This window comes from Paenibacillus sp. J22FR83 (genome assembly GCF_059691955.1).
This window is the reverse complement of the sequence record NZ_JCAUAM010000004.1, coordinates 18282-43349: the sequence shown is the minus strand read 5'-3', so window position 1 is coordinate 43349 and position 25068 is coordinate 18282. Positions and strand designations below refer to the sequence as shown.

General features: G+C 44.8%; 23 protein-coding genes. 4 read left to right on the top strand and 19 right to left on the bottom strand.

Going from position 1 to position 25068, the window contains the following annotated elements:
• Positions 1 to 7: 7 nt before the first annotated feature.
• The gene (gene rnz / locus AC58PV_RS08575) at positions 8 to 937 is read right to left on the bottom strand and encodes a ribonuclease Z (protein WP_497431850.1); all 930 of its coding nucleotides are present in this window, start codon (positions 935 to 937) and stop codon (positions 8 to 10) included.
• 100 nt (positions 938 to 1037) lie between these two features.
• On the bottom strand, positions 1038 to 4475 hold the full coding sequence (metH, locus tag AC58PV_RS08570) for a methionine synthase (RefSeq protein WP_497431849.1): 3438 nt from the start codon (positions 4473 to 4475) through the stop codon (positions 1038 to 1040).
• A 215-nt stretch (positions 4476 to 4690) separates the two neighbouring features.
• Between metH and AC58PV_RS08565 the strand changes: the two genes are divergently transcribed.
• Positions 4691 to 5230: a 1,2-dihydroxy-3-keto-5-methylthiopentene dioxygenase gene (locus AC58PV_RS08565; RefSeq protein ID WP_497431848.1), complete on the top strand. Its 540-nt coding sequence runs from the start codon at positions 4691 to 4693 to the stop codon at positions 5228 to 5230.
• 85 nt (positions 5231 to 5315) lie between these two features.
• Here the strand turns inward: AC58PV_RS08565 and AC58PV_RS08560 are convergent, their stop codons facing one another.
• The 3 genes from AC58PV_RS08560 to AC58PV_RS08550 all read right to left on the bottom strand — a co-directional run bounded on the left by AC58PV_RS08560 (position 5316) and on the right by AC58PV_RS08550 (position 6881).
• Entirely contained in the window at positions 5316 to 6110 is a 795-nt protein-coding gene (locus AC58PV_RS08560) for an HAD family hydrolase (protein WP_497432159.1), read from the bottom strand.
• Positions 6111 to 6151: 41 nt separating this feature from the next.
• Positions 6152 to 6337 (bottom strand): DUF896 domain-containing protein, encoded by a 186-nt coding sequence (locus AC58PV_RS08555; protein ID WP_056620911.1) that lies wholly within the window; start codon positions 6335 to 6337, stop codon positions 6152 to 6154.
• Between the two features lie 142 nt (positions 6338 to 6479).
• Entirely contained in the window at positions 6480 to 6881 is a 402-nt protein-coding gene (locus AC58PV_RS08550) for a LysM peptidoglycan-binding domain-containing protein (protein WP_497431847.1), read from the bottom strand.
• A gap of 144 nt (positions 6882 to 7025) precedes the next feature.
• Between AC58PV_RS08550 and lexA the strand changes: the two genes are divergently transcribed.
• Positions 7026 to 7643 (top strand): transcriptional repressor LexA, encoded by a 618-nt coding sequence (gene lexA, locus AC58PV_RS08545; RefSeq protein WP_068670063.1) that lies wholly within the window; start codon positions 7026 to 7028, stop codon positions 7641 to 7643.
• A gap of 70 nt (positions 7644 to 7713) precedes the next feature.
• Here the strand turns inward: lexA and AC58PV_RS08540 are convergent, their stop codons facing one another.
• From AC58PV_RS08540 to AC58PV_RS08490, 11 genes are all read right to left on the bottom strand, one after another.
• Positions 7714 to 8952 (bottom strand): aminopeptidase, encoded by a 1239-nt coding sequence (locus AC58PV_RS08540; RefSeq protein ID WP_497431846.1) that lies wholly within the window; start codon positions 8950 to 8952, stop codon positions 7714 to 7716.
• A gap of 518 nt (positions 8953 to 9470) precedes the next feature.
• Positions 9471 to 10811: a type I glutamate--ammonia ligase gene (gene glnA / locus AC58PV_RS08535; RefSeq protein WP_497431845.1), complete on the bottom strand. Its 1341-nt coding sequence runs from the start codon at positions 10809 to 10811 to the stop codon at positions 9471 to 9473.
• 45 nt (positions 10812 to 10856) lie between these two features.
• Entirely contained in the window at positions 10857 to 11267 is a 411-nt protein-coding gene (locus AC58PV_RS08530) for a MerR family transcriptional regulator (protein ID WP_047676992.1), read from the bottom strand.
• A 95-nt stretch (positions 11268 to 11362) separates the two neighbouring features.
• Positions 11363 to 12583, bottom strand: coding sequence for a methionine gamma-lyase family protein (locus AC58PV_RS08525; RefSeq protein ID WP_497432158.1), 1221 nt, complete (start codon positions 12581 to 12583; stop codon positions 11363 to 11365).
• A 31-nt stretch (positions 12584 to 12614) separates the two neighbouring features.
• Positions 12615 to 13943: a GTPase HflX gene (gene hflX / locus AC58PV_RS08520; RefSeq protein WP_497431844.1), complete on the bottom strand. Its 1329-nt coding sequence runs from the start codon at positions 13941 to 13943 to the stop codon at positions 12615 to 12617.
• Positions 13944 to 14155: 212 nt separating this feature from the next.
• Positions 14156 to 15415, bottom strand: coding sequence for an iron uptake transporter deferrochelatase/peroxidase subunit (efeB, locus tag AC58PV_RS08515; RefSeq protein WP_497431843.1), 1260 nt, complete (start codon positions 15413 to 15415; stop codon positions 14156 to 14158).
• A 19-nt stretch (positions 15416 to 15434) separates the two neighbouring features.
• Positions 15435 to 16601, bottom strand: coding sequence for an EfeM/EfeO family lipoprotein (locus AC58PV_RS08510; protein WP_497431842.1), 1167 nt, complete (start codon positions 16599 to 16601; stop codon positions 15435 to 15437).
• 27 nt (positions 16602 to 16628) lie between these two features.
• Positions 16629 to 18116, bottom strand: a complete 1488-nt coding sequence (locus AC58PV_RS08505; protein WP_497431841.1) for an FTR1 family iron permease — start codon at positions 18114 to 18116, stop codon at positions 16629 to 16631.
• Positions 18117 to 18299: 183 nt separating this feature from the next.
• Positions 18300 to 19277 carry an AAA family ATPase gene (locus AC58PV_RS08500; protein WP_497431840.1) on the bottom strand — a complete coding sequence of 326 codons (978 nt, stop codon included), beginning with the start codon at positions 19275 to 19277 and terminating at the stop codon, positions 18300 to 18302.
• A 125-nt stretch (positions 19278 to 19402) separates the two neighbouring features.
• A complete protein-coding gene (lplA, locus tag AC58PV_RS08495; protein WP_497431839.1) occupies positions 19403 to 20404 on the bottom strand; it encodes a lipoate--protein ligase in 1002 nt (333 codons plus the stop codon).
• A 13-nt stretch (positions 20405 to 20417) separates the two neighbouring features.
• Positions 20418 to 20897, bottom strand: a complete 480-nt coding sequence (locus AC58PV_RS08490; protein WP_497431838.1) for a GNAT family N-acetyltransferase — start codon at positions 20895 to 20897, stop codon at positions 20418 to 20420.
• 112 nt (positions 20898 to 21009) lie between these two features.
• Between AC58PV_RS08490 and AC58PV_RS08485 the strand changes: the two genes are divergently transcribed.
• Entirely contained in the window at positions 21010 to 21816 is an 807-nt protein-coding gene (locus tag AC58PV_RS08485; RefSeq protein WP_497431837.1) for a GNAT family N-acetyltransferase, read from the top strand.
• 39 nt (positions 21817 to 21855) lie between these two features.
• Positions 21856 to 22722 carry an SDR family oxidoreductase gene (locus AC58PV_RS08480; RefSeq protein ID WP_497431836.1) on the top strand — a complete coding sequence of 289 codons (867 nt, stop codon included), beginning with the start codon at positions 21856 to 21858 and terminating at the stop codon, positions 22720 to 22722.
• Positions 22723 to 22770: 48 nt separating this feature from the next.
• Here the strand turns inward: AC58PV_RS08480 and AC58PV_RS08475 are convergent, their stop codons facing one another.
• From AC58PV_RS08475 to AC58PV_RS08465, 3 genes are read right to left on the bottom strand one after another with little or no spacing between them, the layout of a single operon-like run.
• The gene (locus AC58PV_RS08475) at positions 22771 to 23484 is read right to left on the bottom strand and encodes a YdcF family protein (protein ID WP_497431835.1); all 714 of its coding nucleotides are present in this window, start codon (positions 23482 to 23484) and stop codon (positions 22771 to 22773) included.
• A gap of 5 nt (positions 23485 to 23489) precedes the next feature.
• Positions 23490 to 24149 carry an alpha/beta hydrolase gene (locus AC58PV_RS08470; protein ID WP_497431834.1) on the bottom strand — a complete coding sequence of 220 codons (660 nt, stop codon included), beginning with the start codon at positions 24147 to 24149 and terminating at the stop codon, positions 23490 to 23492.
• Positions 24150 to 24194: 45 nt separating this feature from the next.
• The gene (locus AC58PV_RS08465; protein WP_497431833.1) at positions 24195 to 24863 is read right to left on the bottom strand and encodes a peptidylprolyl isomerase; all 669 of its coding nucleotides are present in this window, start codon (positions 24861 to 24863) and stop codon (positions 24195 to 24197) included.
• Between the last annotated feature and the right edge of the window lie 205 nt (positions 24864 to 25068).

The window sequence follows — 25068 nt, the reverse complement described above, 5'->3', positions numbered from 1 at the left end:
ATTTTTCTCATACTTTACGCGGTATCTCATAGCTCCAGAAATCTCTTGCTAAGTGACTATTCTTGTGAATTTGCTGTGCCTGGTGAAGCAGTTCAGTTACACTTTCCCCTTGGTACCGCGAACTTAGATGGGTCATAATCAGTGCATTCGCACCAGCTTCCTGTGCAGTCCGTGCTGCATCGGTCGATGTTGCATGATCGAAGGCGTAGGCGAGCTCCTGCTTATCCATGGCAAAAGTCGCTTCATGAACGAGAACATCGGCACCTCTTGCCAACCTTTTTGCACCTTCGCAATAGCGTGTATCTCCCAAAATAACGACCACTCGACCAGCAACTGGATCTCCTAAGAAATCTTGCCCATGTATCGTCCGGCCATCCTCAAGCTGTACGGTGTGCCCTTGTTTAAGTTGACCATAGATTGGACCTGGAGGTACACCAATTTCCTTCAGTTTTTCATTTAGCAGCTTGCCAGGTTGATCCTTCTCCACGATACGGAAACCAAAGCATTCAATTCGGTGCTCTAAACGAGCCGTCTCGACAAGAAAGCTTTCATCTTCGAAAATAATGCCTTCTTCCTCAAGTTCTATAAGATGAAGGATATAACTCAGATGAGCCCCACTGACTTCCAACGCGGTTTCTACGAATTGTTTAAGGCCACGCGGACCATATAAGGTCAACGGTGTATCTCCACCCAAGTAAGAGCGGCTCGTCAATAATCCTGGAAGCCCATACAGATGATCACCATGCAAATGAGTGATGAACACTTTCTCGGTTCGTCCCAGCTTCACAGGAGAATTCAAAATCTGCTGCTGCGTCCCCTCCCCGCAATCAACAAGCCAATAGGTTCCTCGTTCGTCTAATAAATTCAAGGCGATTGAGGTTACATTTCGTTGTTTGGAGGGCATACCTGCCCCCGTTCCTAGAAAATACAAGTCCACAAACCAAACCCCATTCTCTCTCAATATCACGTCGCCAAAACGGAAAGCGAGGATGCCGCGGAACATAATCGTTCACACGAGCTGCCTCGCTCTCACATACTTATCCTACGTTAAAATAACGCGCTTCTTTATGCGCAAATACAATCGCGGATACGGAAGCTTCCGGTTCCATCATGAACGACTCCGTCAACTCAACGCCGATATCCTCAGGTTTCAGCAAATTAAAGAGCTTCGCCTGATCGTCGAGATCAGGACATGCTGGGTATCCAAATGAGAATCGTTGTCCGATGTATTTGGCCCCGAATCTTTCTTGCATCGTCATATCGACACGGTCTGCAATGCCCACGACATCACGCATGATGTGATGAACGCGCTCCGCGAAACCTTCCGCTACTTCAAGGGCTGTCGCTTGCAACGCATGGGATTTCAAATAATCCCCGCTGTCGCGCCATTCTTTTGCCAATTCGTTAATACCATGGCCAGCTGTCACGAGGAGGAATCCTACATAATCCATTTCGCCGCTCTCTACGGATTTCAAATAATCTGCCAAGCAGAGATAGGGCTCTTTATCTTGACGAGGGAATGTAAATGTCTCCAGCACCTTGCTAGTATCCGCAGGATCGTACACAATCACATCATTTCCATTCGATTGTGCAGGGAAGAAACGATACATACCGTGAGCTTTAATGATACCGTTATGTTGAGCAGCATGAAGAATGGAATCTACCGTATCCTTCAACTGTAGTGCTTTGGAATCCTTATCACTCAGCAGTTGTTCTACTTTGCCCTTCAAACCTAAATGATGACCTAGCAGCATTTGCATGTTCACATAGGGCATTAAATGGCTGATCGGGTAATCCCGTAGAATATGACGATCCGTATCTTGCGGCACCTGAACAGGCAGATCCTTCGAAACTGCAGAAGAACTCACACGTGTAAGCTGTGGCATCTTCTCTTCTTTACGTCCAGTGTCCATGACATCGGATTCCAGGCTATCACGAAGCTCTTGAATCAACCGTTTGCGCTGATCAGGGTCACTCAGTTTGTTCGCAATATCAAGCCCATCCATCGCATCCTTGGCATAGAGTACTACGCCTTCATATTCCGGTTGAATACGTGTCTTGGTGAATTTACGAGTGAGCGCAGCACCACCGACGAGAATCGGGACATCTACACCCGCTGTCCGTAAATCTTGCGCAGTGATTACCATTTGTTGCGCGGATTTAACGAGCAAACCAGATAGTCCGATCGCATCCGCTTGCTCTCTGCGATAAGCTTCGATGATTTGTTCTGGCGGTACCTTGATCCCTAAATTAACAATCTTATAGCCATTATTGGAAAGGATGATTTCAACGAGATTTTTCCCAATATCGTGAACGTCCCCTTTGACCGTTGCCAGAATGATTTTCCCCTTAACCGCAGTCTCCGATTTCTCCATAAAAGGCTCCAAAAAAGTAACGGATGCCTTCATGACCTCAGCGCTTTGAAGCACCTCAGCAACGATCAATTCGTTGCCATTGAACAGACGACCAACTTCCTCCATTCCCTTCATGAGCGGCCCGTTAATGACCTCTAGTGGGGAATACGTTTGAAGTGCAATCTCCAAATCAGGGATTAAGCCTTCCTTCGTACCTTCAACAACGTAAGAGCCCAGTCTCTCTTCCAAAGACAGATTCGAAATCTTCTCCTTCTTCTCAACTTTCTTCTCACGGAAATGGGCAACGAACTGCGCCAACGTATCGTCGTTCGTATTATAAATGAGCTCCTCTGCTAATTGACGCTCCGTTTCAGGAATCGACGCATACCGCTCTAGTTTCTCCGTATTAACGATCGCATAATCAAGTCCGGCTTTCGTACAATGGTACAAGTAAACCGAGTTCAGAACTTCACGACCTGCATCCGGCAAACCGAATGAGATGTTGCTTAGACCTAGAATCGTTTTGGCGAGTGGATACTTTTCTTTGATCAGCTTGATGCCTTCGATTGTTTCTACTGCAGAACCAATGTACTGCGGATCACCAGACCCTACAGGGAACATATTGGGATCAAAAATAATATCTTCTGGGTTCATACCATACTTGCCAGTTAGGAGTTCATATGAACGTGTTGCGACCTCGATTTTGGCTTCACGAGAAACCGCCTGCCCACGCTCATCAATAAGAATACAAACAACGGATGCGCCGTACCGATGAATGAGCGGTAGAATCCCCGCAAATTTCGTTTCGCCATCTTCCAAGTTAATGGAGTTAATAATCGCTTTTCCTTGCGAATATTTGAGTCCAAGCTCGATAATATGATCATAAGTCGAGTCGATCATCAACGGAACTTTAACCTTTTTCACCACTTCTTGCATGAATTCTTCTACCGCATAAGCTTCATCAATATCCGTATCCTGTAAATTAATGTCGATCACATGAGCGCCATTCTTCACCTGATTACGGGCGATTTCAGAACCTTCTTCAAACTTGCCTTCTTTAATAAGCCGCTTAAACTTTCTGGATCCCGAAATATTCGTCCGCTCACCAACCATGATGGGACGATTTTCCGGCTCGATATAAACGGTCTCAATCCCTGAAATCGCAGGTGGATGTGTGCCATATGTCGCTCTTGGTGTATAGTTCGCAAGTGTTTCTGCCATTGCTCTAATGTGATCAGGTGTCGTACCGCAGCAACCGCCAGCGATGTTAAGCCAACCTTGTTCAGCAAAGCCAGCCATCTTTTTGGCCAAAGACTCCGGAGACTCATGATAATGCCCATTCTCATCTGGCAAGCCTGCATTCGGATAACAACTAATCGCTGTATCGGCAATTCCAGAAAGCGTACGAATATGATCCCGCATAAATTCAGGCCCTGTCGCACAGTTCAATCCCATTGAAATTGGCTTCAAATGCTCTAGGGAAATATAGAAGGATTCTATATTCTGACCTGCAAGCGTTGTTCCCATCGGTTCAATCGTACCCGAGATCATGATAGGAAGTTCTACACCTAATGTTTCAAAAGCTCTGCGAATTCCGATACTGCCCGCTTTCACGTTCAGTGTATCTTGGGAAGTCTCTAACAGCATGGCATCAACGCCTGTTTCGACTAGTGCTAGCGCTTGTTGATAGTAGCTTTCTTCCAATTCCTCAAACGTAACGCCACCTGTCACGGACAAAGTCTTAGTCGTCGGTCCCATTGCACCCACAACATAACGCGGCCATTCCGGTGTCGAATATTTTTCCGCGGCAGCAATCGCCAATTTCGCAGCAGCGATGTTCAACTCGCGATGACGATCTTGCAAGTCATATTCTGCCAGTACGACACTCGTCGTTCCGAACGTATTCGTTTCTATCATATCAGCGCCGGCGGCGAAATAAGCTTCATGAATTTTTTGAATAACATCTGGGCGTGTAACACATAGAATTTCATTACATCCGTCTAGGTCATCGCTACCGAAATCCTCAGCAGTCAAATCCTCTTGCTGAATCATCGTACCCATGGCACCATCTAGGATCATAATCTTCTTCTTAAGCTGTTCTTGAATCGGTGGTTTCTTCATGACTAGACTCCCTCTCAACTTTTCCTAACGCAGAATCATAAAAAACGACAAATTATGTTAAGATTTAGTGTAACAGAATACGGCTTCTATGAAAAGATTTTGAATTATCATTAATTCCTATTGGATTTATCGGAAAAATTTATTTCCTTCCATCGACAGTTAGCTTGATATCCACTATAATATGTATATATTTATTTATGAAAGAGGGATATCACATGGCACAAATTAGAATTCGTAACACCAATGAGCGCATCGAAGGCGAAGCAGAAGTTAAAGCCTTCTTAGATAGTCAAGAAGTCGTATACGAACATTGGGATGCGAACAAGCTTCCTGCAGCACTTCGTGAGAAATTCATCCTTAGCGATGACGAGAAAGCAGAAATCATTTCCACTTATGAAGCTGAAATTAAAGATCTAGCTGCACGACGCGGGTATGAAATTTGGGATGTTATCTCCCTATCTGACGTAACTCCGAATATTGAAGAATTATTGAAGAAATTCGAACAAGTGCACACGCATACCGAAGATGAAATTCGCGCTATCGTTTCTGGTAAAGGGATATTCATCATCAAGTCCGAAGAGCTAGGCTATTTCGATGTAGAACTTGAGCCAGGTGATGTGATTTCCGTTCCAGAAAACACGAACCATTTCTTCACCTTGATGGAAAATCGTGAAATCGTCGCTGTTCGCCTTTTCATCGAAAAAGATGGCTGGGTTGCTTACAATATTGATGATCCTGACTTTATTAAAGCTTAATCCAGCGTTCATGCAAACAAGAAAGCCCAATAGCACTTTAGACCATTGCGTCTTAAGCAGCTGTTGGGCTTTATTTCTATTGAAATTAACCTTTATCGATGATCGGTAAAATATCCTGAAGACGTGATACCTCATAAGCAGGTACAATTTCATCGCCACTCTTAAGTCCGTGATGATTAATCCAAATGTTGCGCATGCCAATACTTCCAGATCCTAAAATGTCTGTAGTCAGCTTGTCCCCAATCATAATGCCCTCTTCTTCACTAATTTCTAGAAGACCCAAAGCATAACGGAAAATGGCGGCAGCTGGCTTCCCTTGCCCAAATTCACCAGAAATCACGATATGATCAAAATAGGATGCAATCTCAGGCACTCCTGCTAATTTCTCTTTTTGCAAGTCAGGTGAACCATTGGTTAAAAGAAGAAGTTTGTATTTCCCTTTCAACGCATCTAATACTCGGAAGGTTTCTTCATATACATAAGGACGACTGCGACGTTCGGCAGCAAATAATTCCCCAAGCTTGTACCCTAACTCACGATCTTCAATTCCTAATCCCGCAAGTCCTCTAGTCCAAGATTCTGTTCGGTAGCCAGGAGCCAATTTCTCTAATTTACGGAAGTTCTCATCTTCGCCTTGCGTGAAGTTAGCCCATAGTCCTTCAAAAGGGTTAATCCCAATCATTTTGGTAAATGGGAACGGCTCGTATGATTCATATAAACTCCTAGCTTCTTTACGAACAGATGCTTCTAATTCCTCTGGGTTCAAGCCATTCACATGCTTCGCCGCCTCTGCACATGTTGCAGCAAAAGCCTCCTCCACACTACGATCATCCCATAACAGTGTATCATCCAAATCAAACAGAACAGCTTTCAACGTCATCATTCATTTCCCCTTTGAATGTAGTATCTATTGTAGTAAGGTTATTTCTCTTCGTCAGTAAACTTAATGGAATCTAATTGAACTTTCAGGTTACCCCTGAATGCGTTAATATAGATTTTCCTTAGCTCATTTCGCTCATCAATCTCTGCGTCAGTTAGGCCAACGGTCTTCGCCTTCCGAGCTAGTTCATTGATTCGCTCAATTGTCTTATCCATGCTGTCACTCATTGTAATCCTCCCAGTCAAAATTTCATATGATTACTACTTTGCCATCACCGATTAGGAATGTCAAGGAAACAACGCAAAGAGACATAGCAACAGGTGGCTATGCCTCGAACAATCATCTATAGCATGAACTATTAATAGCTCATTATGGTAGTAATATAACTTGTCCTTCTTGCAAGGAACTGTTCGATAAGTGATTAAATGATCTCAATTTCTCAACGTAAGAACGTGTGTTCTCACTTTTCTTTTTGTGAGCTTCTGCAATCCCCCAAAGCGTATCACCACTCTGAATAACAACCTTCTCGTGTTGCGTAGCTTTGGCTACTGCTTGTGCGGAAGTGATCGGTGTTGACACTGTTACTGAGCCTTCACCAGCATAGGCTTGTACGATCGCACCGAATGAAAACACAGTTCCAAGAATTACTGCTATCACTAAGAAACGAAGTAGTAGCTTCGCATATACCTGTTTAATCGTCATCCTTTTGGATGCATGAGCAGTACCTTGAAGTGTTGTTCTTCCATTAGATTGTGAATAAGCCATATACATAAAATCATCCCCCAAACATTTGTTCTGTTTTTAGAATAACACGAACACATGTTTGAGTCAACCATTTCTCGAACTTATGTTTGTACGAACTCGGGTTCTATGTTATACTTTGGGTAATGATTACCAGTATTGGAGTGATATCTTATGAGTAAAATTTCGCAGCGTCAACTAGCAATCATGGAATTCATTAAGAGCGAAGTGAAAGATAAGGGGTATCCGCCTTCCGTTCGAGAAATCGGCGAAGCTGTTGGACTTGCCTCCAGTTCTACCGTACATGGCCATTTGGAACGTCTTGAGAAAAAAGGCATGATTCGTCGAGATCCTACCAAACCGCGTGCAATTGAAATTCTAGGGCTTGATGGCGCCGAATCTCAATTCGCAGTGTCCGTCGCTCGTGTTCCCCTTGTTGGTAAAGTAACAGCTGGTGTTCCTATTACAGCCACTGAGAATATCGAAGATTACTTCCCTCTTCCTACAAGTATGGTCGGTGACAACAACGTGTTCATGCTGAGCATTATGGGAGACAGTATGATTGAAGCTGGTATTCATAATGGTGACTATGTGATCGTTAAACAACAACAAACCGCGAATAACGGTGATATCGTTGTCGCGATGACGGAAGATGATGAAGCTACTGTTAAGCGTTTCTACAAGGAGAAGGATCATATCCGCCTTCAACCAGAGAACTCCGCTTTACAACCTATTCTTTTGAAGAATGTAACGATTCTTGGACGAGTAATTGGATTGTTCCGGGATATGTAAGTTCGGCAGATATCACAAAAAAAGCAAGGCTCTCCAAGTGAATTTCACTTAAGAGCCTTGCTTTTTACATTTAAAACGTCAATACCCAGTTCCCTGCACGGAAGATTGGTTCGATCGAACCATCAGCCAGTTCCCCATCGATTTCAAGCTCTGCAGAACCGATCATGAAGTCTACATGAATTAATGAGCTATTCCCTCCGCGATCCTTTAACTCTGCATTCGATAGCTTCGTACCATCCTTCAAGTTAATTGGGTAACAACTACCCAATGCCAAGTGGCATGAAGCATTCTCGTCAATGCCTGTGTTGTAGAAAATACGATTCAAATTGGAAATCGGCGAATCAAAAGGTACGAGTGCAACCTCACCTAAATAGCGTGCGCCTTCATCCATATCCAACAAACGTGCCAAGTGCTCATAACCCACCTCTGCTTGAAAGTCTACTACCTTTCCAGCTTCGAACGTAAAAGAGAACCGGTCCACTAAAGCCCCGTTGATATTTAATGGCATCGTACTTGCAACTGTACCATTAACACCAGTTCGGTTAGGAATGGTGAACACTTCTTCTGTCGGCATGTTGGCCACGTAACGCACACCGCGCGAGTTTTTATTATCCCCACCTAGCCAAATATGTCCTTCCGGTAGCTCGACGCGTAAATCCGTCCCTGTAGCCCGGTATCGCAATGCTTTATAACTTCTTTCATTCAACGAGCTATGTATAGCTTTCAACGTATCCAAATGTGACTGCCAAGCCTCAATAGGATTTTCTTCATAGACACGGTTAATTTTAAAAATAGCATCCCACATCGCAGGAACTCGCTGCTCCTCGGGCAGATCACCATACACAATAGAAGCCCAAGCCTCCGTAGGAGCTTTAATTAAACACCAACTGAACTCACCTGTTCGCACATATTGCTGATACTTGCTTCTTGCTGTTGAAGCGGCTTTCGATGCTCGAGAAATTAAACTGGCATCTATACCATCGTATAAATTCGGATTCGGTACTTTAATGTTCAATAAAGCCCCTCCGTTTTCAACAAAACGTTCGAGCATCGTCGTATACCACTCTGGATAGTAATCCATTGAATCCTCGGATGCATAGTCAAATTTATTACGAGTTACCACATCATCCTGCCAATGCACATGGACAAAATTTGCTCCAGCCTCGTAAGCTTTCTGCACGATTAATCTTGTTAAATCCAATGTCTCAATGGGTGCTTCCACCAACAAATCCTGACCTTTATTTAAGTTAACACCGATTCGAATGACTAACTCTGCATACTTCTCTAAATGACGATTTAAATTATCCATTGTTCAATTACACTCCTTCGCATTAAAAAGCCCATCAGTACATGCTATGCGAGTCTGAAGGGCGATACGTATCTAACTGTCCCTCTAATCATACAATACCCGATTAGTGATTAGCAATGAATGGAGCACAGGAGTCTGCGTTGAGCTAATCTACTACTCAAGAGGTGTTATCGAGGGATGTTGGTCAAATTTTGGGAATGAGTTTTCCCCTATCGGGCTTTGGTAGCTCGGATTTTGGTGATGGGCTTGGAAGGTAAGCTAGTTGATAAGTTTTTGAGTTGCCGGTGGGCTGAGTTGCTGAAAGGTAAGTTGATAAATGGTGTATTTGGGGGCTAGAAACTAATGAGAAACTTGAATTAACTGGAAAATACACAGGTATTTGGACTGACTTTCTTCAAAAACTCTACTTAGATGGAAAAAATGTAGTTATTTTCGCCATTACCGATCAAATCGTGTGAAATGGTTAAAATTAACTGTATGAAAACCCCCGACGCTCAGCGTCGAGGGTTTCAATGATCCTAGTAGAGGGATAGATATTGATCTCTTTCCCATTGGTGAACTTGTGTGCGGTACATATCCCACTCAATTTCTTTTAACTCATAGAAATGCGCTAGCGCATGCTCACCAAGTGTGTCGCAAACAACATCGTCACGAAGCAACTCGTCTAACGCTTGTTTCAAGTTAAGAGGCAAGCTAGGAATGCCTTCTGCTTCACGCTCTTCTTCCGTCATCACATAGATGTTGCGATCTGTTGGCGGAGGAAGTTGCATTTTGTTCTTAATGCCATCCAAACCAGCTGCAAGCATAACAGCAAGTGCCAGGTAAGGATTTGCCGCTGGATCCGGGTTACGAACTTCAACACGTGTACTAAGTCCACGGGAAGCAGGAATCCGAATCATTGGGCTACGGTTACTAGCAGACCAAGCTACATAACAAGGGGCTTCATAACCAGGAACTAGACGTTTGTATGAGTTAACTGTTGGGTTCGTAATTGCTGCGAAAGAACGCGCATGACGGAGAACACCAGCCATATATTGTCTTGCAACTGTGCTCAAGCCTAATTTGTCGCTTTCCTCGTAGAAGACATTCGTTTCGCCTTTGAACAAGGATTGGTGACAGTGCATACCAGAGCCATTCATTCCGAACAACGGTTTCGGCATAAATGTTGCATGCAAACCATGCTGTCTAGCTACTGTTTTAACAACAAGTTTGAACGTTTGAATTTGGTCAGCGGCTTTAATCGCATCCGCATATTTAAAATCGATTTCGTGCTGACCTGGCGCTACTTCATGGTGGGACGCTTCAATTTCGAAGCCCATTTCTTCGAGCGTTAACACAATATCACGACGACAGTTTTCCCCAAGATCCATCGGAGCCAAATCGAAGTAACCACCTTGGTCATTCAATTCAGTTGTCGGGTTGCCTTTGTCATCCGTTTTGAACAAGAAGAATTCTGGCTCAGGTCCAACGTTCATTGCTGTGTAACCCATTTCTTCTGCTTGTTTCAAGGCATTTTTCAAAATAGCGCGCGGATCCCCAGCGAATGGCGTTCCGTCAGGCATATAGATATCGCAGATCAATCGAGCGACTTTGCTTTCTGTAACCCATGGGAAAATAACCCATGTATCCAAATCAGGATATAGGTACATATCTGATTCTTCAATACGTACATACCCTTCGATAGAAGATCCATCGAACATCATTTTATTATCAAGCGCTTTCTCAAGTTGGCTTAAAGGAATTTCAACGTTTTTAATGCTTCCCATCAAGTCTGTGAATTGCAATCGGATAAAGCGAACGTTTTCAGCTTTGGCAATACGAAGAATATCATCTTTAGTATAGTTATTATTATAGGTCACGTGTGCATTCTCCTCTCAAATGTTACGGGATTTAAGCATTCGAATTTACTTGTAAAATCGGGACAACTGACCTTGAATCAATGAAACCTGATCCGGGCGCTTCCCTCCGCCAATCAATTGTTGCTTCAGCATTTTGTGCAATTGAGAGTCGGTTAATTCTTTCCGTTTCACTTCCGTGTGCTCGTTTAGAATCGTTGCATCTTCAGAGTCCTTATCCACAGGAATTAGAACTTGTTTGATACCCGCAATGTTGACACCTTTTTCAATCAAATCTTTAATCTCAAGAAGACGTTCTACGTCATTAAACGAATAGAGCCTTTGATTACCAGCTGTTCGAGCTGGGATGATTAATTCGTGTTGTTCATAGTAACGAATTTGTCGTGCTGTTAAATCTGTCAGCTTCATGACGATCCCTATGGGGAATAACGCCATATTCCTACGTATTTCATCACTCATACTAATCACTCCTGGTCAGTAAGTACCTCATTCTCATTGTACCTTTCTCACAAAAACGTGTCAAGGAGTGTTAGGTTTGTTTACAGTTTAATTTTTCACAGCAATCCCTTATCTTCCATATGTTGGAGGGCCGTTAGTACACCTAACTTACAATGTGAGTAGGTCAAACCGCCTTGCATATAAGCGATAAAAGGTTCACGTATTGGCGCGTCTGCGGATAGTTCTAAGCTGCCTCCTTGAATGAACGTTCCTGCAGCCATGATAACAGGATGCTCATACCCAGGCATGTCCCAAGGCTCGGGAACGACATGTGAATCGACAGCAGACGCCTTCTGGATGCCCTGCACGAAGGTGATCAAATGTTCCGCCGACGTGAAGCGGATCGCTTGTATCAAGTCCGTTCGCGGCGCATCCCAGCGCGGGGAGCTGACGAAACCGAGGTCTTCGAATATCGCTGCCGCGAAGACCGAGCCCTTGACCGCTTGCCCCACCAAATGCGGGGCAAGGAATAGCCCTTGAAACATCGCTCGCGTCGCGCCGAGCATGGCACCGACCTCGCCCCCGATACCGGGGGCGGTTAATCTGTACGCGGCGAGCTCCACGAGGTCGCGCCGCCCGGCGATATAGCCACCCGAAGGGGCGATGCCGCCGCCGGGGTTCTTGATCAACGAGCCGGCCATCAGATCGACGCCTACCTGCGTCGGCTCCTGCGGCTCTGTGAATTCGCCATAGCAATTGTCCACGAAGACAATCAGCTCTGGGTTGATCTCTTTGACAAATCGGACCATTTCGCCGATTTGTTCGACGGTGAACGACGGGCGCCATGAGTAGCCGCGTGAACGCTGGATGCCGATCACCTTCGTGTTCGGCTGAATGGCTGCTGCGATCGCCTGCCAGTCTGGCGATCCATCCTCTAAAAGCGCGACTTCATCGTAACCGATGCCGAAGTCTTGCAATGAGCCTGTGCCGTCGCCAGGCTTACCAATGACTTTGTGCAACGTATCATAGGGTTTACCTGTGATGTAAAGTAGATGTTCGCCAGGACGCAAAACACCGAACAACGCGGTACCAATGGTGTGTGTCCCCGAAACAAAATGCGGGCGAACAAGCGCTGCTTCTGCTCCCATTGCATCCGCATAGACAAGGTCTAGCACTTCTCTGCCTCGATCATTGTAACCATAACCTGTCGAGGAAGCAAAATGATAATCGCTAACTTTATGTTCCTGAAAGGCGCGAATCACCTTCCATTGATTAAGATCGATGGTTTTCTCGATTTGGCGAAATGCGCTCTCTACACGCTGCTCCGCCCTTGCCATTCTATCCATTACTTTTTCACCGAAATGCATCTTAGTTGCTCTCTCCCTCGTTCTCGTCCTGCCCTGGCATGGCTGTCGATTGATCATAATCAACAAGCAAATAAGCTTGTTTCACATAATCATCTTTGTTTACCCTTACCTTGAAAACCATGTCTTCCCCATCCACATCTGTCTCCAGCACCTCACCAATGCGGTACATAAGCGCGATGATATCCCCTTTATTGGCAGGAATGCGGAACTCTTTACTATCTCCCATGAGCTTATTCTCAATTGTGATGCGAAGACGTTCCAAATCTTCCGGCGTATAAGCACTCATTTTCATGAATTCGCCTTCCGTTGAAAGCAACTCCAGATCAGCCGTAGGACAAAGATCAATTTTATTAAAAATAGTGATCTGTTCTTTCTGATGAGCGCCAAGCTCCTCTAAAACTTCTTGCACAATGCGCATCTGCTCGTTACGCATATCCGTGGAGCTATCTACAACATGCAGAATCAAATCTGCTTCATTCGCCTCTTCTAATGTGGCGCGGAACGAAGCGACGAGATCATGAGGTAAATTTTGAATGAATCCAACGGTATCTGTGAGGACGATTTCCTTGCCGCTTGGCAATACCATTGTCCGTGAAGTCGGATCTAATGTGGCGAATAGCTGATTCTCAATATAGACATCTGCTTGTGTTAATTGTTTCAACAATGTAGACTTTCCTGCGTTCGTATACCCCACTAAGGCAACTTGGAAAACACCACTTTTCTTGCGACGTTCCCGATGCAGCGTGCGGTGTCGAACAACTTCTTCCAGCTGCGCTTTCAACTCGTCAATTCGCCCGCGGATATGCCGACGATCTGTTTCCAGCTTCGATTCCCCTGGTCCTCTTGTCCCAATACCGCCGCCTAGACGCGACAAGTTTTTCCCTTGACCTGACAGTCTAGGTAAGAGATAGCTAAGCTGCGCCAATTCAACCTGAATAATCCCTTCGCGCGTTTTGGCACGCTGGGCGAATATGTCTAGAATCAGTTGCGTGCGATCAATAATTTTCACATCAAGTGCTGCTTCTAGATTACGAACCTGCGCACCGGAAAGCTCTTGATCGAAGATCGCGGTATTCCCGCCTAGCTCTTCCAACATCAGCTTTAGCTCTTCAACCTTACCTTTACCAATAAACCACTTGGTATCCTTGGTTTCTTTGTTCTGTGTCATCGTTTCCAAGACCTGCACACCCGCTGTCTCGGCCAGTTTCACAAGCTCTTGCAACGAATATTCTGCCAGTAGTTCATTCTTCTTCTGCTTCTGTGTTACCAAACTGACGAGCACCGCTCTGTCATCAATTTCTTTCTCAACCATATGTGAAGTTGTTTTCATAGACGTCTCCTTTAACTTCCTGCAGATTAACTTGTAAGGACTGAATTAAGGCCTATATGGCCTATTCCTTCATCATTGTGGAGGAAATGATTAGGAAAGTCAATTTGATGCACAGGAAAATTCGATTATAACAGTCTTGCTAACAAAAAACAGGGAAGTGCCACAAGTAGATCGCTCTACTCGCGCAACAACCCTGCATCATGAAGCTTATTTTACTCAAATAATGCCTGCCCTAGATACGATCCTTTGGTTAGAACCCCAGGCAAAACTGCAAAATAACCGCCGCCTGTAGTATCCGTATAAGCCAGCATTTGATCCGGCATTTTGGGATTGGTCAATCGTTGCTGAATGGATTCAAACTGGGTTTGGATATTTCGATTGAAACAAACAAATAGAAGTCCTGCATTGATGCGACCAACACTATCTAAATTTTCCATGAAATTATAACCGCGCCGCAGGATGCGTTCCCGCTCTGACTTCTCCCCAGTACGCGGATTGGATAAACGTATGTGCGAGTCTAAAGGCGTTACTTTGCCTTCGGTGTCAGAAGCAAACTGTGGTGTATCGAATTCAGCATTACCATCCATAGGTGCTCCGGAAACCTTCTGGCGGCCAATGATCTCTTCTTGATCTGAGTACGTTTGTTGATCCCACGTTTCAATCCGCATATGGATGCGGCGAACGACCATATAGGTTCCGCCAACTAACCATGGAGCCCCATCTCCAGCATCAATCCAAACGTTATTTTTCATAAAAGAATCATCCTGTACGGAAGGGTTTGCCGTACCATCTTTAAATCCGAATAAATTCCGTTTCGTCCCTTGTGATTTCACCCCAAGTTGACCGGTTTGCTGCCAACGCAGGTGGGCAATGCCTCTAGCCGCTTTGGATAAGTTGCGAATCGCGTGGAAACAAATCATCGGATCATCGGAACATGCTTGCACGACAATGTCTCCATGCGTCAATTGCTCTTGCAAGGAATCTTTATGGAAGATTGGCATCTCGGTCAGTCCTGATGGTTTGCGGGAGCGAAGACCGAATCGATCAACGCCTTCCTTCTCAAATAGAGATGCTCCTACCGCAAAGGTAAGCGTTAATTTCCCCGTATCAAGACCAAGCTGTTCGCCTGTATCCGTTGGAGGAAATGCCGCATCCTGTGGCTCAACCGCAAGGGGACTTCCTGACATAAGGGTTGCTGCCATTTCTGTCCACTGCTTCATAAGTGCTTTAAGTTCCAACACATCGCTTGTCGTTATATCGAAAGCCGCTACATTAGCAAAGTTCTGTTGAGGTGTGACTACGCCTGTTTGATGTGTACCATAGAAATCGTGTGTCTCATTGGTTACGGTAGCGGCGGCTTTATTCGTTGGATGTGCGGCTTGCACCTTCCCCAGCAAATCTCCCAAAACAACGCCCGCCGCTCCTGCAGCGGTCATTCCTAAGAAGGCTCGACGATTCATTTTGTCTGACATACCGCTTAACCTCTTTCCATTATTTGCTTAGCGTTCCTGGCATTTTCACAAGCGGTTCAGCCAATGCTTCTAGCTTATTTTTCAAATCAACTTGTTTGGATTGCTCTACTTTACTGAAATCCGTCCATGTTGGTCCAACAGGCGAAAGTGTGTTCATCGTTTCAATAACAGTTGCTAAACTTTTGCTAATTTTATCATCCAACGCCGCATCTTTCTTCTTCAATTCCACTTTCACAAGATCATAGATCGCTTGGGCACCTTCTACATTTGCTCGGATAACCGGCACTGTAGCACCACTCCAACGCTCTTCTTCACCTGTAATCTTGCTAGATTGGGCTTCTTCCATCAATTCCCCTACACCTGCGATAAAATCCGTTGGTGAAATCGTTGTTGCTGCAATCGCTTGTTGCATTTTCTTGCCATCTTCAAGCAAACGCGCTGCAAATGGCTCGGCATCCTTGAGGTTTTTCTTCACAAACAATAAGTATTCGATTCGGTGATAACCAGTAAAAGCAGGATCCTTCTCACTTTTGAAATCATCTACGCGAGCATCCATCACGCCATCCAGTTCGGCGAACGTTTCGATGATTGGTTCGATTCTCTCATACGGCATACGAGCTAGTCCATATGCTTCTGTCGCTTTCTTCATATCACCACTCTTAATAGCTGTGTTCAATTGATCGAGCAAAGTCACCAGTTGGTTACCCTGGTCTTGTACATATTTATTATAAGCTTTGGCTGCATCCTTCAGCGCTGCAGATGCTTCAATGACATCTTTGTTAACAGCACCTTTATTGTTCTCAAATGAAGTTGTCAGCTCTGTCAACGCTGCTTTGAGATTCGTATTCAAAGCCTTTAAAGTAGGATAGTCTAACTTCTCTTCCTTCAATCCCGCTTCAAGCGGTGTCAGAAACTTCTCAACTTTAAAATACAATTCAGGGAATTTGGGTTTAACTTCATCCTCGAAGCTCGCCCATTGATCTTCTAGTTGATCAGCAAGTTTCTTGGCATCTTTCACTTTTGCAGCCTCTATTTGAACTTTTAAGTTATCGACACTTGTCACTAAAGTCGTCGAACCATCTTTAAATGGTACCTTTGCAACCTCGGTTGGTTCTGATTTGCCACAACCTGCAAGGACAAGCGTTGTTGCTGCTGCTAACATCATAACTTGATAACTTTTTTTCATGGGAAATACCCTCCACTTTTCTTTAAATTAGGATTTATTCTGAATAGTCGTATTTCGATTAGCTATGGTTTGATGACGATCTCTGACCACAGCAAAAAGTGCCAGAAGCAATAAAATGAACTGTGGGATTGCGCTCTCTAAGGTAGGATATAGAGCAACAGCATCCCAGCTAGGCAGCCAATCGGCTGTTGTTGCCGGCAGATAACCCGCTAATTGAAGGCCATGGACGCCCATTCCGGCAAATTTGAAGCATAAGTAGAAAACAAAAACACTTGAAATTAAGAAAAAAGGTCGCATAGGAATGCGTAATCCTATTTTCAAAATGAGAAATGCAATAATAAGGAGCATGCCTACACCAATACCAATCCCGCCAAGCAATGAAGCGAGAGAAATCGATGATGCCATTCCGATCATGAATAAGACCGTCTCTGTTCCTTCACGGAACACAGCTAGGAAGGCAAGTATGCTTAGCGAGGTCAAACTGCCAGTTGCCAACGCCTTTACACTTTGATTACGAATATAGGTTTGCCAATTGGAAATACTTGATTTGCTATGCAGCCAATAGCTCATATACAGAAGCATCAGTGCAGCAAAAACTCCCGTACAGCCCGCAATTAGAAAGTTGTTATTTCCAAAGGCACTCGCCGAGAACAACTGCTGAACCACAATGCCTAGCCCCAGACTGACAGCTAGACCACCGTAAACACCGAACCAAATCCATCTTTTCTTGTCGCCATGACCCGATTTGTTAAGAAATCCGAGCAATGCAATAATGACGAGTAAGGCCTCGAGACCTTCCCGCAAAATAATTGTCGTCGCATCAAGCATCGTATAGCTTGTCTTTGCAGCTAATGGCTGTAGATCTGCATGCATGCGTGCAATCGTCACAGCGGCATCTTCCATTTGAGGCGGATTAGCTGAAAGCTGAGCGTAAGCTGTCACCATATCCCGCTCCATAGAGGTATACACTGCTTGTGACTGTGTTAATACGATTCCTTCAATAAGCAACCAGGAATTACGTAGGGTTTGAATACTATCGGAAGCTCCTTCCGAATCGTTCTGCTTCACTTGATCGGTTGCTTTCTCCAATAACGTAACTAGTGACGCAACAGTCACGTTACTGTCACTCTGTGCTGATGCACCGAACGCGGTGAGATTACCTTCTACGAAATACGTATTCAACGTATGTAAATCCTTTAACTTAGCCGCAAGCTTCCCAGCATCAACTGGCTGCTTCATCGTTTGCAGTGAAGCTTCGCCCATGGCTCCTTCAATTTTCTGATACGCAGCTAAGGATTGTTCCTTAATGCCATCTTCATAACTCAGCCAATTGATTTGAAAAGCTTCGAACAATTTCGTCGCTTGTTCGATATTGCCGCTTTCTGCCGCTTGAATGGCGCTAACGATGCCAGCATCTTCTTTGGCCAGATCATCCTGAGGCTTGGCACTAACGATCATAGGCACAGAAAGCATCAATAGCAGTGCTATCCAGCTGGTTACAAGAACTTTCCGCAATCCTGTCAACTCCTTCGGCGTGGTAACATGTCACCTTCCCACACTCATTTATAAATAATACTGATAATCATTATCACCGTAATAATTACTCTGTTTATTTTACTCCAATCCGCTTATCTGTCAATTGCTTTCTATATGAAAAAAGCTAATTAACTTAAATAAGTTAATTAGCTCTATGTGCTGTTATTTAAATTTCACATCTTCTGGTCGAATCGACATCAGCTCAAGTTTGGAAGGAGCATTCACATATTGACTTAACAATCGTACAGCTTGATGCCGCATCGCTTTCTCCAAAATATTCCTAACGTACCTCGCATTGCTGAATGAACGCCAAGTCATCGCTTTCTCTTCGGCTAGATGTTGTTTTAGCTTCGCAAGGGTTTGTGGCAGCAAGACATATTCCCGATCCTTCGCCATAAGCTCAGTAATTTGTATCAATTGATCGATGGCATAATCCTCAAAATCAATCTGAATGGGAAAGCGTGAAGGAAGTCCAGGATTGGTGGCTAGGAATTGCTCCATCTCTTCACTATATCCCGCTAGAATGAGAATGAAATCATTTTTCTTATCTTCCATTCCTTTAACCAGTGCATCGATCGATTCTTTACCAAAGTCCTTCTCACCGCCACGTGCCAAGCTATATGCTTCATCAATAAATAGGACGCCGCCCATCGCTTTTTTCATGAGTTCACGCGTTTTTAGTGCAGTATGTCCAATGTATTCACCTACGAGGTCTGCACGCTCCACTTCAATGAAATGCCCTTTACTGAGTACGCCCATCGCATGAAACATACGTCCTAACAATCGTGCTACTGTCGTCTTCCCTGTTCCAGGGCTTCCCTTGAAAATCATATGGTACACATGAGCATTACTCATAAGACCAGCTTCAACTCGAAATTGCGAGATCTGCAGCAGCGCGTAAATTTCATGCACCAACTCTTTGACATTCTCTAATCCAATCAGCCCATTGAGTTCTTTGAACACATCCGATAGCGGACCCTCCATCGGTGTCCTTTTGCCAGAGATCATCGGCTCGGCGTCGGCAAGGGGTGAAGCGCCTGACTGCCCGCCTGCTCCCTCAACAGTTCGCCGCTGACTGCCAGGTTCCGGCTGCCTTAAAACGATGTTGATTTGTCTGGATGGCAAGCTTCTACCACTCATGAGGATCACCTCGTTTACATGATGGTTAATTAGTACGTATCCACCATCCTACGCTTGTAAACCCTATTTTAGACCGTGGCCCCTGCTCGAAATCAATCGACATTGCATTTTTACTTCCATCGCATTTAAGTTAGCATAAGCAAAGCCACGAAAGTCTCCTTCTCCAATGCACCAAAGTAGCGCTTCAATTCCTCTTCCGCCAATCGTTCACGAACCGCACTTTCCTCATATCGGACGCCAATCAGCTTGTTTTCAAGCTCGGCAACATCATGGGCACCGAAGAAATCACCAAATATTTTGACATGCTGTACATGACCTTCCTCGATGTTTAATCGAATATCTACCCTGCCAACGCCTTCGATTCTTTTGGCATGCTGAATGGTGCTTTTAGGTGATTTCCCATAATTCCAATCCCAGTTCTGATATCGTTCTTCTGATATGTGATGAATCTGAGTCCAATCTTCCTCTGTTAATTGATATGTAGGTACATTCGCTTCCTCAGTTCCGAAAATGGAAAGGAGCAATTTCGTCCGAAAAGCTGCCATTGTCATCGGTTCTTCCAGAAATTCTACAATGTTCGCCACTCGGCTTCGAATTGATTTAATCCCTTTGGATTGAATTTTATCAGGATCAACACGCAGAGCCGAAACGACGTTTTCGATCTCAGAATCGAATAACAGCGTCCCGTGACTGAACATTCTTCCCTTCGTTGCAAATTGAGCATTGCCTGAAATTTTGCGTTCACCTACTTGAATATCATTGCGACCTGTTAGTTCAGCTCCTATACCAAGTGACCGCAATGCCTCAACGACTGGCGCCGTAAACTTCTGAAAATTATGAAACGAATTCCCGTCATCTTGAGTAATGAAGCTGAAATTCAAATTCCCCAAATCATGGTATACCGCACCTCCGCCAGACAATCGGCGTACCACATGCAGCTTGTTTTCTTTCACATATTCAGGATTAATTTCTTCTAATGTATTCTGGTTCTTGCCAATGATGATGGACGGTTCGTTGATATAAAAAAGCAAATAACTCTCCCCCGCCGGGAGCTTACGCAAGGCGAATTCTTCGATGGCTAAATTGATTCTCGGATCTGTGATACCTTCATTATCGATAAAAAGCATAGGTAATCTCCTTCTATTTCAGTAAATTTGTCGTCAGGGTACGGTTTAAGGTGTGCATCCCAAGGGATGCATAGAAAAGTAATGCACGTTCATTAAATTCCCAAACATTCAGCTCGAGTGATTCGGCTTCACGGGTTCGCGCCCAATCAACAGATGCCTGGTAGAGTCGGCTGCCTATCCCTTGACGCTGATAAGCAGCGGCAACGGCAAGTTCATTTAAATAGGCATACTTGTGTGATACCAATGCTTCATAGTTTGGACTTTGCTTCATCTCCAACATAGCGACACCCACTACGTGCGGTCCAATCTCTGCAACAATGATTTCTTTGTCCATCCGATCCGAGAAACTTCGATACCAGCCCATTGCCACAACATGATCGAGTTTGGCAAAACGGTCTGGCAATGCCTCAGCATGCTCTTCCTGGCCTTCACGAATAATCGCATTCACAGCATCATAGTCTTCCCCTGTTGCCGTTCGAAGTCGCAATTCCATCAAAGTCGTCCTCCTTTAACATGGATGGGTACAATATTCATATTATAATTGAATTTTTATACATTAAAATGTATATTTATGTAATACGATGATGAGGATGGAGGTTCATTTCATGAGTACAGAATACGATTATTTCGAATTTCTCGATCGCACTGCTGCAAATACGTGGCCTGCTGAAAGTAACACGATGCTTGATCAATGGCGCATTCGAGCGTCTAACGGGATAACGAAGCGAGCAAACAGCGTATTTGCTATAGGGCCTTACCCGCGTGATGACAATTGGCTGAACTATGTTGAACAATTTTACCATAGTCATGGGTTACCTGCCATTTTTCATATTAGTTCTGCCTCACCTGATCAATTAGACAGCTTGCTGCAAAACCAGGGCTACGAGTTAGACACTCCATGTTATCTGATGACGGCGAATTGCCAACAAGTAGCTGCTCACGCTGAAGAACGTCTACTTAAACAATACCCTTCAGCGCGAACACTCGAATTGGATATTTCACAAACTGTAACGGCTGAATGGCTGGATGCCTTCCTCCTCTTAGAGAAATACCCGGAGGAGCGCCGTAGCTTCTATCAAGGATTAAGTGATCGAATGCCGGAACCGAAAGCCTTCATCACATTGAAGGACCAAGGTCAGATTGTCGCACTTGGCACAGCAATTGTAGAAGGATCATGGGCTGGTTTCGTCAATGTAATCGTACATGAAGAACACCGCGGCAGGGGATTTGGCTATGCCCTTCTTCATGCAATGACGAATTGGAGCATCTCCCATGGGGCAACTGAACAGTATTTGCAAGTGATCGCGGGCAATGTACCCGCTGTTACGTTATACGAGAAGCTAGGGTACCAAGTGACATATGGCTATCATTACCGAGTGAAGTATGATTTGGCGGCTCTTGTATCATCCTAACTAAGAATTTCTTAGGATGAAAGGAGCCCATGACATTACATGACTGCCACTAAAGAAAAACCAGCTTTTCCGCCGCAGCATCAAAATCATCAACCTGGCATTGAAGCAGAAATGAAGCCACTTCCCGAATTTGAGAATAAGAGCTATAAACCCGCTGGCAAATTGAAGGATAAAGTTGCCATCATTACTGGCGGTGACAGCGGCATCGGACGGGCAATTGCTGTAGCTTACGCCAAAGAAGGTGCCGATGTCATAATCGTCTACCTTAATGAGCACAAGGACGCAGAAGAAACTCAGCGACATGTGGAAGAGGCGGGGCGCAAATGCCTGCACATCCCAGGCGACATCGGCAATGAGCATTTCTGTAAGCAAGTGGTTGACCAAGTCATTCAAGAGTTCGGCAAGCTGGACATTCTAGTTAATAATGCCGCAGAGCAGCATCCACAGCAAAGTATAAAGGATATTACATCAGCGCAGCTTGAACGCACATTCCGCACGAATATTTTCTCCTATTTTTATATGACGCAAGCTGCTCTTCCACATCTTAAAAAGGGTAGTGCGATTATTAACACCGCTTCAATCACGGCTTATCATGGTCACGAACAATTAATTGATTACTCATCTACAAAAGGTGCAATTGTTACCTTCACCCGCTCCCTCTCTTTACAATTGAACACCAAAGGTATTCGAGTGAATGGCGTTGCTCCAGGTCCCATCTGGACACCGTTAATACCCTCTACATTTACAGCACAGGAAGTGGAGGTCTTCGGTTCTACGACACCGATGCAACGTGCAGGACAGCCTAGTGAATTAGCACCCAGCTATGTGTTTCTAGCAAGTGAAGATGCTTCCTACATGGCAGGACAAATTCTACATGTCAATGGTGGTACCATCGTCAATGGATAAGAAAAAGCATGACAGGCAGCGGCACTCCCGCTACCTATCATGCTTTCTTCATTTCAACCCGAGTTTCAATTGAAGTTTGGTCAAATACCAATTTGAGTATGCTAGCGTTTCTCTTGTATCATGATATGGCATGAAAAGCACCTCAGACTTCGCCCCAGACACCAGCGGATCCTTGAAACCAATCGTTTGTGCAATATCGAGCGAACGCGAGCTATGAAACTTGTGTGTGATGATAATTGAGCTAACAAGCGACTTCTCGTCCATAATTTGTTTACTGAATAGTAAGTTCTCATATGTACTTGTTGACTTGGGTTCAAGAAGTATGCTTGACTTCGGCAAGCCATTCTTCACTAAGTAGTCCCTCATGCCCTCTGCTTCTGTCAGCTTAGAACCATTATGATCCAAGCCACCGGATACAATCAGTTGTTTGAATAGCCCCTGCTTGTACAACTCCACAGCCAAGTCCAGCCGCTCTTGCAACCCAGGACTTGGGATATCATTGCGCAGCGATGCCCCTAGTACAATCCCAACATCGACTTGCTTAGGCAAACTCGGTTGATTCGGTCCTAACTGTATTTTCCATTGGATAAACACGACCCAGCTTACCAACAATGCAAAGGAGATGAGTATGAATTGAAATGTTCTTACAAATAATCGATACAGCCTAGATGGCTTTTTTCCTTTGGACACGCCGGCCTTCTTCTTCATTGGTGCAGGTTCGATGGCGCGTTGTTTTTTGGTCATGCTAGGCTTAGCCGGCATCCTTCCTACTCCTTATCCAGAAATGTACTTACCTGCCGAAATAAGGCCGGGGCATCCTCGCTCAAACAGATTAAATGATCCGATTTGGCGTGCCAGTGAAGCTCTCGGTTTCCTCTGAGCTTGCTATAAATATACCGCGCACTCTGCGGATGAATCACTTGATCTCGCTCCGCTTGCGCGATCAGGGTTGGCTTATTCACTTGACTGAGCTCCGGTTTCAGATGTCGGACAAGTCTCGTAAATTGCCAGGTTGCCACGAGTGGTGTTGATTTCCCCTTAATCAAACTAATTTTGCGTTGATACTTCCATTCCTCACGAAGGACATTCAAGAGCCGGCCTGGGCTGACGTATATGACCGCGGTGTTTAATAGTATAAGTCTTCGCACAGGATAACGAACTGACAAGTAGGCTGCCAATAAGCCCCCCATCGAGAATCCTACCATATCGAATGAACCATATGTTTCCGTCATTTTGGCCGCGTGCATTTCAGCTGCCCCCACCCAATCTTCCCAACGTGAAGCGTGAAGCTGATGACGGCTTTCTCCATTCCAAGGTAGGATTGGCACCTCACATAGCTGACCACGCTCTCGTAAATGCCGAGCTAACGGCTCAACCTCATAAGGTCCACCTGTAAATCCATGGAACAATAGGCACGGTTGTTTCATGAGATCCACTCCTATCTTTTTATGAAAAGTGCTATTCAAGTTAGTTTATTTTTCTTTGATTACAATGGTGTTAATGGTTACCTTTTCTTTTGGCTTACTTGGGGTAGATTCTCCACCCATTTCTACTGGTGTTTCGGCGATTTTCGTAATTGTGGCCATACTGTCCGGTGTGACTTTTCCGAAGATCGAATAATTCGGCGTACTGTTCAAATTAGCGCAATCCGCACCTGAGCAAATAAAGAATTGGCTGCCATTCGTATTCGCTCCTGAATTAGCCATCGCTACCGTACCTGGTTCATACTTATGTGTTGTTTTCAGTTCATCAGCAAATTTATAACCTGGACCCCCTCTGCCTGTTCCTTGCGGATCTCCCGTTTGAATCATGAAGGATTTGATAATTCGGTGAAATGTCACGTTGTTATAGAACCCCTCTTTGGATAAAAAGACAAAGTTGTTCACCGTTTTCGGTGCCTCTTTAGCGTACAAGTCGATTGTGAATGTTCCTTTGGACGTTGTTACTTCAGCCTGATATGTTTTGTTCGTGTCAATGATCATATCCGGTGCTTGGCTCCATTGTTTCGCCCCTGAGGTCGATGTCGATGCCGCAGGAGTTGCCGCAGGTTTATTCCCGCACGCGGAGGCGATAAGAGTTAAGGTAAGTAAAGAAGCAGTCAGAAGCATTTTGGACTTCATGGATTTGGTGGCAAGGTTCATTGAATGTTCCTCCAGTTTGATTTTGTTTTGGTGATGGCATGTGCCGATTATTGGTTAACGCCCTTTTCGGGCGTTACAGTTCGTCCGTTACTGCTTGCTGGTGCTGTAAGTCCCTTTTTGGGCCTTACAGCGCTCAATCAGCTGCTTCCCAGCGAGATAACGCCCTTGTAACGCCCTTTTCGGGCGTTACAGCTCGTCCGCTTCG

What these genes read in the sequence shown, in the direction of transcription:
- metH (WP_497431849.1), bottom strand. Translation starts at nt 4,475, where the DNA reads ATGAAGAAACCACCGATTCAAGAACAGCTTAAGAAGAAGATTATGATC.
- AC58PV_RS08565 (WP_497431848.1), top strand. Translation starts at nt 4,691, where the DNA reads ATGGCACAAATTAGAATTCGTAACACCAATGAGCGCATCGAAGGCGAA.
- AC58PV_RS08560 (WP_497432159.1), bottom strand. Translation starts at nt 6,110, where the DNA reads ATGACGTTGAAAGCTGTTCTGTTTGATTTGGATGATACACTGTTATGG.
- AC58PV_RS08555 (WP_056620911.1), bottom strand. Translation starts at nt 6,337, where the DNA reads ATGAGTGACAGCATGGATAAGACAATTGAGCGAATCAATGAACTAGCT.
- AC58PV_RS08550 (WP_497431847.1), bottom strand. Translation starts at nt 6,881, where the DNA reads ATGTATATGGCTTATTCACAATCTAATGGAAGAACAACACTTCAAGGT.
- lexA (WP_068670063.1), top strand. Translation starts at nt 7,026, where the DNA reads ATGAGTAAAATTTCGCAGCGTCAACTAGCAATCATGGAATTCATTAAG.
- AC58PV_RS08540 (WP_497431846.1), bottom strand. Translation starts at nt 8,952, where the DNA reads ATGGATAATTTAAATCGTCATTTAGAGAAGTATGCAGAGTTAGTCATT.
- AC58PV_RS08530 (WP_047676992.1), bottom strand. Translation starts at nt 11,267, where the DNA reads ATGAGTGATGAAATACGTAGGAATATGGCGTTATTCCCCATAGGGATC.
- AC58PV_RS08525 (WP_497432158.1), bottom strand. Translation starts at nt 12,583, where the DNA reads ATGGCAAGGGCGGAGCAGCGTGTAGAGAGCGCATTTCGCCAAATCGAG.
- hflX (WP_497431844.1), bottom strand. Translation starts at nt 13,943, where the DNA reads ATGAAAACAACTTCACATATGGTTGAGAAAGAAATTGATGACAGAGCG.
- efeB (WP_497431843.1), bottom strand. Translation starts at nt 15,415, where the DNA reads ATGTCAGACAAAATGAATCGTCGAGCCTTCTTAGGAATGACCGCTGCA.
- AC58PV_RS08510 (WP_497431842.1), bottom strand. Translation starts at nt 16,601, where the DNA reads ATGAAAAAAAGTTATCAAGTTATGATGTTAGCAGCAGCAACAACGCTT.
- AC58PV_RS08500 (WP_497431840.1), bottom strand. Translation starts at nt 19,277, where the DNA reads ATGAGTGGTAGAAGCTTGCCATCCAGACAAATCAACATCGTTTTAAGG.
- lplA (WP_497431839.1), bottom strand. Translation starts at nt 20,404, where the DNA reads ATGCTTTTTATCGATAATGAAGGTATCACAGATCCGAGAATCAATTTA.
- AC58PV_RS08490 (WP_497431838.1), bottom strand. Translation starts at nt 20,897, where the DNA reads ATGGAATTGCGACTTCGAACGGCAACAGGGGAAGACTATGATGCTGTG.
- AC58PV_RS08485 (WP_497431837.1), top strand. Translation starts at nt 21,010, where the DNA reads ATGAGTACAGAATACGATTATTTCGAATTTCTCGATCGCACTGCTGCA.
- AC58PV_RS08480 (WP_497431836.1), top strand. Translation starts at nt 21,856, where the DNA reads ATGACTGCCACTAAAGAAAAACCAGCTTTTCCGCCGCAGCATCAAAAT.
- AC58PV_RS08475 (WP_497431835.1), bottom strand. Translation starts at nt 23,484, where the DNA reads ATGCCGGCTAAGCCTAGCATGACCAAAAAACAACGCGCCATCGAACCT.
- AC58PV_RS08470 (WP_497431834.1), bottom strand. Translation starts at nt 24,149, where the DNA reads ATGAAACAACCGTGCCTATTGTTCCATGGATTTACAGGTGGACCTTAT.
- AC58PV_RS08465 (WP_497431833.1), bottom strand. Translation starts at nt 24,863, where the DNA reads ATGAACCTTGCCACCAAATCCATGAAGTCCAAAATGCTTCTGACTGCT.